Consider the following 8,575-nt stretch of genomic DNA (forward strand, 5'->3'; position numbering starts at 1 on the left):
ACTATCGTGCTGACCTACCCACGACATTCCCGGAGCCTGCCCATGAGCGATGCCCACGACGCCCTGATCACCCGCTTCTATCAGGCGTTCCAGCGTCTGGATGCCGAGGCGATGAGCGCCTGCTACACCGATGATGTGGTGTTCAGTGATCCGGCGTTCGGCGAGCTGCGCGGACGCGATGCCGGCGACATGTGGCGCATGCTCACCACCCGTGCCAAGGACTTCTCCCTGACCTTCGACAACGTGCACAGCGATGAGCGCAGCGGCGGTGCGCACTGGGTGGCGACCTACCTGTTCAGCCAGACCGGCAACGTGGTGGTCAACGACATTCAGGCGCGCTTCGTGTTTCGCGACGGCAAGATCTGCGAGCATCACGACCGCTTCGATCTGTGGGCCTGGTCGCGTCAGGCGCTGGGCTTCAAGGGGCTGCTGCTGGGTTGGACACCGCTGGTGCGCAACGCCGTGCGCGCCCAGGCGTTGAAGGGGCTGAAGGCATTTCAGGCCGGTCGCTGATAAGATCGCGGCTTGTTTTCTTCCAAGCCTTGATCGTCACGTGAGCAGCTCCAGCGAATCCTCCATCGTTGCCGTCGAACCTTTGCCAGTCAGCAAACAGTGGTTCGTCTACCTCGTGCGCGCCGCCAACGGTTCGCTTTACTGCGGCATCAGCGACGACCCAGTGCGGCGTTTCGCCAAGCACCAGAGCGGCAAGGGTGCGCGCTTCTTCCTCTCAAGCCCGGCCATGGCCCTGGTCTACACCGAAGCCTGCCGCGACAAAAGCGATGCGCTGCGCCAGGAGCGGCTGATCAAGAAACTGCGCAAGAGCGCCAAGGAATGCCTGGTGGCGTCTTATCAACCTGACTGATCGGTTCCCATCAGGCAGATCCGTAGGCTGCCAACTGATTGCGCGTTAAGCTGCAGACTCCTTTCAAGTGCGGCGGAGCCGAGCATGTCCGAGTTGATCCTGCATCATTACCCGACGTCCCCATTTGCCGAAAAAGCGCGCTTGCTGCTGGGTTTCAAGGGGCTGTCCTGGCGCTCGGTAAAAATCTCGCCGGTGATGCCCAAGCCTGATCTCACCGCGTTGACCGGTGGCTACCGCAAGACGCCGATCTTGCAGATTGGCGCGGATATCTATTGCGATACCGCGTTGATTGCCCGACGACTGGAGCAGGAAAAAGCCCTGCCGGCGTTCTTCCCCGAAGGCCAGGAAATGATCGTCGCCGCCTTCGCCGCGTGGGTCGATTCGGTGGTGTTCCAGCACGCGGTCAGCCTAGTGTTCCAACCGGAATCGGTCGCCGTGCGTTTTGGCAGTCTGCCCCCTGAAGCGATCAAGGCGTTCCTGGCTGATCGCGCCGGGTTGTTCAGCGGTGGCAGCGCGACTCGACTCTCGGCCGAGCAGGCCAGGCATCAATGGCCAACGATCATGGCGCGACTCGAACAGCAATTGCAGCGAGAGCAAGGCGACTACCTGTTTGGCGAGCCGTCGGTGGCCGACTTCTCACTGGCCCATTGCCTGTGGTTCCTCAAGGCAACGCCGGTGACTTCACCGCTTGTGGATAACTACCCGGCGGTGTCCGCCTGGTTGACGCGGGTGTTGGGTTTTGGCCATGGTGCGGCGAGCGAGATGACCTCCGAACAAGCGCTGGAAGTGGCGCGCAACGCCACGCCAGCCGCCTTGCCCGACGAGCAGTTCGAAGAGCCGAACGGGTTGGAGGTGGGCCAGCAGGTGATCATCGCCGCAACGGATTACGGAGTGGATCCAGTGGCGGGGGCGTTGTTGTTTGCCGGCCGTGAAGAATTGATTCTGCGCCGTGAGGACGAGCGTGGCGGTGTGGTGCATGTGCACTTCCCGCGGTTCGGCTTCCGCATCGAAGCGCGCTGATCCACCCGAACACACACAACCCCTGTGGCGAGGGAGCAAGCTCCCTCGCCACAGGGATGGCTGCAAGTCTGAGGAATTACTTCAACGCCGCCAGAATCCCATCCGGGTCATACCCGCGAATCAACGTTCCGTTCACCACGATGAACGGAATCCCCGCACCGCCCAGCGCCTGATACGCCTTGCGCGCCTCGGCGTCTTTCTCGATATCGAATGCCTGGTACGGAATGCCTTTCTGATCGAGAAAGCGCCGGGTCTGCTTGCAGTAGCCACACCACTCAGTGGCGTACAGCACAACCTTGGCCGTGGCCCGGGTCTGCTCGGACACCACCTGCGAGGGGTTGAACACCCGCTCGATCTTGCCCCAGTTCTGATAAACCACGACCACCAGCAGGATCAGCAGGCATTTCTTCAGCACGCCGCCCAGCATCAGTTGCGGCGCTTGAGCTGGTCGGTGAGGGAGGTCGGCAGGCCCTTGATGATCAGGGTGCCGGCTTCTTCGTCGTACTCGATCTTCGAGCCCAGCAGATGCGCTTCAAAACTGATGGACAAGCCTTCAGCGCGGCCGGTGAAGCGGCGGAACTGGTTCAAGGTACGTTTATCGGCCGGGATCTCCGGCGACAGGCCGTAGTCCTTGTTGCGGATGTGATCGTAGAAGGCCTTCGGGCGATCCTCGTCGATCAGTTCCGACAACTCTTCCAGGCCCATGGGCTCGCCGAGCTTGGCCTGGCTGCTGGCGTAATCCACCAGGGTCTTGGTTTTCTCGCGGGCGGAGTCTTCCGGCAAGTCTTCGCTTTCGACGAAATCGCTGAAGGCCTTGAGCAGGGTGCGGGTTTCCCCTGGACCGTCGACGCCTTCCTGGCAGCCGATGAAGTCGCGGAAATACTCCGAGACCTTCTTGCCGTTCTTGCCCTTGATGAAGGAAATGTATTGCTTGGATTGCTTGTTGTTCTGCCACTCCGACACGTTGATGCGCGCTGCCAGGTGCAACTGGCCGAGGTCCAGGTGACGGGACGGGGTCACGTCCAGTTCCTCGGTCACCGCCACGCCTTCGCTGTGGTGCAGCAGGGCGATGGCCAGGTAGTCGGTCATCCCTTGCTGGTAGTGGGCGAACAATACGTGGCCGCCTACGGACAGATTGGACTCTTCCATCAGCTTTTGCAGATGCTCGACCGCCACCCGGCTGAACGCGGTGAAGTCCTGGCCGCCCTCGAGGTATTCCTTCAGCCAGCCGCTGAAAGGGAAGGCGCCAGACTCCGGATGAAACAGGCCCCAGGCTTTGCCCTGTTTGGCGTTGTAGCTTTCATTGAGGTCGGCAAGCATGTTCTCGATGGCGGCGGACTCGGCCAGTTCGGAGTCGCGAGCGTGGAGAACTGCGGGTGTGCCGTCGGGTTTTTTGTCGATCAGGTGGACGATGCAATGACGGATCGGCATGGGCTTCTCGGCTGATGGAAGACGGGAGGGCGCGCTCCCCGAAAAAGCGCTCAGTGTACCGCAACCACTGCTTTTGGCGCGTGGCGAAGGGCAATTGCACGGCGACCGGCGGCGCTTATGCGTTTTTTTGCCGATTTAGAGCAATAAAGCTGACCAAATGGGTAGCTAGAGGCGGATATTTCCCCGCCTCTGTGCTAGTTTTGCCCGGTCTTGCGCGAAGTCACTGCGTTAAGCGTGCAGTCAGCAAATGTCAGGTCGAACCAAACCCTGATTTCGGCATCTATAACCCGACCCGTCGCGGTTATCGCCGAGGGTGCCAGATCCAGAAGATCGGGCTCGATGGCTGACACTGCACTCTGCAATCCATATGAATTTGATAGGGAAGGAACACTACATGGCTCTTACTAAAGACCAACTGATCGCCGACATCGCTGAAGCTATCGACGCGCCAAAAACCACCGCGCGTAACGCTCTGGACCAACTGGGCCAAATCGTTGCAGATCAGCTGGAAAACGGCGGCGAAATCACTCTGCCAGGTATCGGCAAACTGAAAGTGACTGAGCGTCCTGCCCGCACCGGCCGTAACCCTTCGACTGGCGCTGCCATCGAAATCCCTGCCAAGAAAGTGATCAAGCTGGTTGTGGCCAAAGGCCTGACCGACGCTGTGAACAAGTAAGACGCAGCGATAAAAAACCGTGCACCGGAGCGATCCGGGCACGGTTTTTTTGTGGGCGCGATTTGTCACAAACACCGTTGTACCCATGTGGGAGCGGGCTTGCTCGCTAAGGCGGTGTGTCAGTCGACTTCATTGGTGACTGATACACCGCCTTCGCGAGCAAGCCCGCTCCCACATGGTTGACCGCGTTTGGCAGTGACTCAGCTTTTGCGCACCCAACGCTCGCGCCAGGCCTGTTGCTGTTCCTTGGTCTGGAAGGTCCAGGCCACGAAGCGGCTCTGCTTCTGGCCCTGGGACATTTCCACCACCTGGCTTTCCAATGCACCGGCCTTTTTCAGCGCGGCCTGGATCGCCGGCAGGTTCGAGGCTTTGGACACCAGGGTGCTGAACCACAGCACCTGCTGCCCCACCTGCGCGCTCTCGCTGATCAACTGCGTGACGAAGCGTGCCTCGCCACCCTCGCACCACAACTCCGCCGCCTGGCCGCCGAAATTGAGCACCGGCAGTTTGCGTTTCGGGTCGGCCTTGCCCAGCGCCCGCCATTTGCGTGTGCTGCCCCGGGTGGCTTCTTCCAGGGAGGCGTGGAACGGTGGGTTGCACATCGTCAGGTCAAACCGCTCGGCGCTGTCCAGCAGGCCCAGCAGGATGTGTTTGCGGTTGGCTTGCTGGCGAACCTGAATGGCTTTGTTCAAACCATTGGACTGAATGATGGCTTTGGCCGCGGCGATGGCGGTGGCGTCAATGTCCGAACCGAGGAAGTGCCAGCGGTAGTCGCTGTAGCCGATCAGCGGATAGACGCAGTTGGCGCCCATGCCGATATCGAGCACCTTGACCGGTGCGCCCCGGGGAATTTCGCCCTCGTTGCCGCTGGCCAGCAGGTCGGCGAGAAAATGTACGTAATCGGCACGCCCCGGCACGGGAGGGCACAGGTAGTCGGCGGGAATGTCCCAATGGGCGATGCCGTAGAACGCCTTGAGCAATGCCCGGTTGAACACCCGTACCGCGTCCGGGCTGGCGAAGTCGATGCTCTCCTTGCCATACGGATTGATGATCACGAATTTGGCCAGTTCCGGTGTGCTCTTGATCAGCGCCGGGAAGTCGTAGCGACCCTGGTGGCGATTGCGCGGATGCAGGCTGGCCTTCTCTCGCGGCACCACGGCTTTGGCCGGGGTCGCGGTGTCAGGCTTCTTGCGCGCAGGTTTGGGTGTACGGGGAGCGGTCATGGCGAGTTCGATTCGGGTAAGGCTGAAAGTGGCGGGCATTGTCCCACAGACGATGGCCAGACGGGCACCTGTAGGCGCGAGGCTTGCCCGCGAAAGCCGCGATGCGGTGATCCGGCGCACCGCGTTATCGTCCTTCGCGGGCAAGCCTGGCGCCTACAGACAGCGCATTGTCTTGCACAAAAAAGGGAGGCCGTTGCGGGCCTCCCTTGTTCATTGCGATCTGCCGTTACAGGCTGGCAATCCGCGCATGTTGCTCGGCCAGTTTGGCCAAAGCCTGTTCAGCTTCAGCCAGCTTGGCGCGTTCCTTGTCGATGACTTCGGCCGGAGCCTTGTCGACGAAGCCGGCGTTGGACAGCTTGCCGCCGACCCGCTGCACTTCGCCTTGCAGGCGCTGGATTTCCTTGTCCAGACGCGCCAGTTCCGCGCCCTTGTCGATCAGGCCCGCCATTGGCACCAGCACCTCCATCTCGCCGACCAGAGCGGTGGCGGACAGCGGTGCTTCTTCGCCAGCGGCCAGCACGGTGATCGATTCCAGACGCGCCAGTTTCTTCAACAGCGCTTCGTTCTCGGTCAGGCGACGCTGGTCTTCGGCACTGACGTTTTTCAGGAACAGCGGCAGCGGTTTGCCCGGGCCGATGTTCATTTCGCCACGGATGTTGCGGGTGCCGAGCATCAGGCCCTTGAGCCATTCGATGTCGTCTTCGGCGGCCGGGTCGATGCGCTCTTCATTGGCCACTGGCCACGGTTGCAGCATGATCGTCTTGCCTTCGATACCGGCCAGCGGCGCGATGCGCTGCCAGATTTCTTCGGTGATGAACGGCATGAACGGGTGCGCCAGGCGCAGGGCCACTTCCAGTACGCGAACCAGGGTGCGACGGGTGCCGCGCTGGCGTTCGACCGGCGCGTTCTCGTCCCACAGCACAGGCTTGGACAATTCCAGGTACCAGTCGCAGTACTGGTTCCAGATGAATTCGTACAAAGCCTGTGCGGCCAGGTCGAAACGGAACTGGTCGAGCTGGCGGGTCACTTCGGCTTCGGTGCGTTGCAACTGCGAAATGATCCAGCGATCGGCCAGCGACAGCTCGTAGGCTTCGCCGTTCTGGCCGCAGTCTTCACCCTTGTCCAGCACATAGCGCGCGGCGTTCCAGATCTTGTTGCAGAAGTTGCGATAGCCTTCGACGCGGCCCATGTCGAACTTGATGTCGCGACCGGTGGACGCCAGCGAGCAGAAGGTGAAGCGCAGGGCGTCGGTGCCGTAGCTGGCGATGCCGTCGGCGAACTCTTCGCGGGTCTGTTTCTCGATCTTCTTCGCCAGTTTCGGCTGCATCATGCCGGAGGTGCGTTTGTGCACCAGATCTTCAAGCTCGATGCCGTCGATGATGTCCAGCGGGTCCAGGACGTTGCCCTTGGACTTGGACATCTTCTGGCCCTGGCCATCGCGCACCAGACCGTGCACGTAGACGGTCTTGAACGGAACCTGCGGCGTGCCGTCCTCGTTCTTGATCAGGTGCATGGTCAGCATGATCATCCGGGCGACCCAGAAGAAAATGATGTCGAAGCCCGTCACCAGTACGTCGGTGGAGTGGAATTTCTTCAGGAACTCAGTCTTTTCCGGCCAGCCGAGGGTGGAGAAAGTCCACAGGCCCGAGCTGAACCAGGTGTCGAGTACGTCGTTGTCCTGCTGCAGCGCAACGTCGGGGCCGAGGTTGTGCTTGGCGCGCACTTCGGCTTCGTCGCGGCCTACATAGACTTTGCCCGACTCGTCGTACCAGGCCGGAATCCGGTGGCCCCACCACAGCTGACGGCTGATGCACCAGTCCTGGATGTCGCGCATCCACGAGAAGTACATGTTTTCGTATTGCTTGGGCACGAACTGGATGCGGCCGTCTTCAACGGCGGCAATTGCCGGCTCCGCCAGCGGCTTGGTGGACACGTACCATTGGTCGGTCAGCCACGGCTCGATGATGGTGCCGGAACGGTCGCCTTTCGGGACTTTCAGAGCGTGATCGTTGACGCTGACCAGCAGGCCGGCGGCATCGAACGCGGCAACGACCTGCTTGCGCGCTTCGAAGCGCTCGAGGCCGGCGAACTCGGCCGGGATCTTGCCGTCGATGCTCTCGTTCAGCGTACCGTCGAGGTTGAACGCCTGGCAGGCCGCAAGCACGTTGGCGTTCTTGTCGAAGATGTTCAGCAGCGGCAGGTTGTGGCGCTTGCCGACTTCGTAGTCGTTGAAATCGTGGGCCGGGGTGATTTTCACGCAGCCGGTGCCGAATTCGGGGTCGCAGTAATCGTCGGCGATGATCGGAATGCGGCGGCCGACCAGCGGCAGCTCGACGAATTTGCCGATCAGGGCTTTGTAGCGTTCGTCGTTCGGGTTAACGGCCACGGCGGAGTCGCCGAGCATGGTTTCCGGACGCGTGGTCGCGACGATCAGGTAGTCGTTGCCTTCGGCGGTTTTCGCGCCGTCGGCCAGCGGGTATTTCAGGTTCCACAGGAAACCTTTCTCGTCGTGGTTTTCCACTTCGAGGTCGGAAATCGCCGTGTGCAGCTTGGTGTCCCAATTGACCAGGCGCTTGCCGCGGTAGATCAGGCCGTCTTCGTGCAGACGTACGAAGGCCTCTTTAACGGCTTCGGAGAGGCCGTCGTCCATGGTGAAGCGCTCGCGGCTCCAGTCCACGGACGAGCCGAGGCGGCGAATCTGACGGCTGATGTTGCCGCCGGACTGATCCTTCCACTCCCAGACTTTCTCGAGGAATTTGTCGCGGCCCAGATCGTGGCGATTCTGGCCCTGGGCTTCGAGTTGACGCTCCACCAGCATCTGCGTGGCGATACCGGCGTGGTCGGTGCCCGGTTGCCACAGGGTGTTGCGACCCTGCATGCGGCGGAAACGGATCAGGGCGTCCATGATCGCGTTGTTGAAGCCATGGCCCATGTGCAGGCTACCGGTGACGTTCGGCGGCGGGATCATGATGGTGTAGGACTCGCCCGCGCCTTGCGGGGCGAAGTAATTCTCGGACTCCCAGGTGTTGTACCAGGAAGTTTCAATGGCGTGCGGCTGGTAGGTCTTATCCATGCGCGGCGGGACCCTATTGGCATTTATTCAGGAAAAGCCGATGAGTATAGCGGGGATGTGCTGTTTGGCGTAGAGCGAGGTGTCAACGTGGGGTGTGTTTTGTCAGGGAGAGCAGCCTTCGCGGGCAAGCCTCGCTCCTACAGGGTTGTGTTGTACCGGCTCCTGTAGGAGCGAGGCTTGCCCGCGAAGGCGTTCTATCAGTCGATACGATTCAAATCGTTATTGCGCGTTTCCTTCAGGGGGAGTGTCAGTTTTTTTGTGTGCGGGCCGGTAGCGGCCTGCCGTCAGGC

8 protein-coding genes are annotated in these 8,575 nt (G+C 61.1%); 4 read left to right on the forward strand and 4 right to left on the reverse strand.

The features are described from left to right. Positions 1-42 precede the first annotated feature (42 nt). The 3 genes from B0W55_RS18535 to B0W55_RS18545 all read left to right on the forward strand — a co-directional run bounded on the left by B0W55_RS18535 (position 43) and on the right by B0W55_RS18545 (position 1,882). Entirely contained in the window at positions 43-513 is a 471-nt protein-coding gene (locus tag B0W55_RS18535) for a nuclear transport factor 2 family protein (RefSeq protein WP_077047380.1), read from the forward strand. A gap of 40 nt (positions 514-553) precedes the next feature. Beyond that, positions 554-862 (forward strand): GIY-YIG nuclease family protein, encoded by a 309-nt coding sequence (locus B0W55_RS18540; protein ID WP_077047381.1) that lies wholly within the window; start codon positions 554-556, stop codon positions 860-862. Between the two features lie 84 nt (positions 863-946). Continuing rightward, on the forward strand, positions 947-1,882 hold the full coding sequence (locus tag B0W55_RS18545) for a glutathione S-transferase family protein (RefSeq protein ID WP_077047382.1): 936 nt from the start codon (positions 947-949) through the stop codon (positions 1,880-1,882). A gap of 76 nt (positions 1,883-1,958) precedes the next feature. On the opposite strand, the gene B0W55_RS18550 is transcribed toward B0W55_RS18545, so the two are convergent. After that, complete coding sequence (locus tag B0W55_RS18550) at positions 1,959-2,309, reverse strand: glutaredoxin family protein (protein WP_077047383.1); 351 nt, start codon at positions 2,307-2,309, stop codon at positions 1,959-1,961. Further along, positions 2,309-3,313, reverse strand: a complete 1,005-nt coding sequence (gene yejK, locus B0W55_RS18555; protein ID WP_077047384.1) for a nucleoid-associated protein YejK — start codon at positions 3,311-3,313, stop codon at positions 2,309-2,311. The genes B0W55_RS18550 and yejK overlap by 1 nt, the downstream gene beginning before the upstream one ends. 394 nt (positions 3,314-3,707) lie before the next feature. On the opposite strand from yejK, the gene B0W55_RS18560 reads away from it, so the two are divergent. After that, positions 3,708-3,989 carry an HU family DNA-binding protein gene (locus tag B0W55_RS18560; protein ID WP_003221909.1) on the forward strand — a complete coding sequence of 94 codons (282 nt, stop codon included), beginning with the start codon at positions 3,708-3,710 and terminating at the stop codon, positions 3,987-3,989. Positions 3,990-4,189: 200 nt separating this feature from the next. On the opposite strand, the gene rlmF is transcribed toward B0W55_RS18560, so the two are convergent. Continuing rightward, the gene (gene rlmF, locus B0W55_RS18565) at positions 4,190-5,212 is read right to left on the reverse strand and encodes a 23S rRNA (adenine(1618)-N(6))-methyltransferase RlmF (protein ID WP_077047385.1); all 1,023 of its coding nucleotides are present in this window, start codon (positions 5,210-5,212) and stop codon (positions 4,190-4,192) included. Positions 5,213-5,438: 226 nt separating this feature from the next. Beyond that, on the reverse strand, positions 5,439-8,285 hold the full coding sequence (locus B0W55_RS18570) for a valine--tRNA ligase (protein WP_077047386.1): 2,847 nt from the start codon (positions 8,283-8,285) through the stop codon (positions 5,439-5,441). Positions 8,286-8,575: the final 290 nt, after the last annotated feature.

Origin of the sequence: Pseudomonas sp. KK4, from assembly GCF_001984065.1 — a bacterium.
In the GTDB taxonomy this organism is placed as follows: domain Bacteria; phylum Pseudomonadota; class Gammaproteobacteria; order Pseudomonadales; family Pseudomonadaceae; genus Aquipseudomonas.

Coding starts and splice junctions, on each gene's coding strand:
- B0W55_RS18535 (WP_077047380.1), top strand. CDS start 43: ATGAGCGATGCCCACGACGCCCTGATCACCCGCTTCTATCAGGCGTTC.
- B0W55_RS18545 (WP_077047382.1), top strand. CDS start 947: ATGTCCGAGTTGATCCTGCATCATTACCCGACGTCCCCATTTGCCGAA.
- B0W55_RS18550 (WP_077047383.1), bottom strand. CDS start 2,309: ATGCTGGGCGGCGTGCTGAAGAAATGCCTGCTGATCCTGCTGGTGGTC.
- yejK (WP_077047384.1), bottom strand. CDS start 3,313: ATGCCGATCCGTCATTGCATCGTCCACCTGATCGACAAAAAACCCGAC.
- B0W55_RS18560 (WP_003221909.1), top strand. CDS start 3,708: ATGGCTCTTACTAAAGACCAACTGATCGCCGACATCGCTGAAGCTATC.
- rlmF (WP_077047385.1), bottom strand. CDS start 5,212: ATGACCGCTCCCCGTACACCCAAACCTGCGCGCAAGAAGCCTGACACC.
- B0W55_RS18570 (WP_077047386.1), bottom strand. CDS start 8,285: ATGGATAAGACCTACCAGCCGCACGCCATTGAAACTTCCTGGTACAAC.